The organism is Pseudomonas persica (genome assembly GCF_900291015.1).
GTDB lineage: Bacteria > Pseudomonadota > Gammaproteobacteria > Pseudomonadales > Pseudomonadaceae > Aquipseudomonas.
In genome coordinates, this window is sequence record NZ_OLKL01000198.1 from 1 (window position 1) to 262 (window position 262).

Annotated in this window: 1 pseudogene; it reads left to right on the forward strand. The window is 69.1% G+C overall.

What is annotated here, in order from left to right:
- Window positions 1-262 (forward strand): annotated as a pseudogene (locus FQ664_RS26255) (phosphoenolpyruvate carboxylase); the annotation flags it as partial.

Consider the following 262-nt stretch of genomic DNA (forward strand, 5'->3'; position numbering starts at 1 on the left):
GCTGGTGCTCACTGCGCACCCCACCGAAGTGGCCCGCCGCACCCTGATCCAGAAGTACGATGCCATCGCCGGCCAACTGGCTGCCCAGGACCACCGCGACCTGACCCCGGGCGAACGCCAGCAGGTGCGCGAGCGCTTGCGCCGGCTGATCGCCGAGGCCTGCACACCGAAGAAATCCGCCGCACCCGACCGACGCCGGTGGACGAAGCCAAGTGGGGCTTTGCGGTAATCGAGCATTCGCTGTGGCACGCCATCCCCAGCC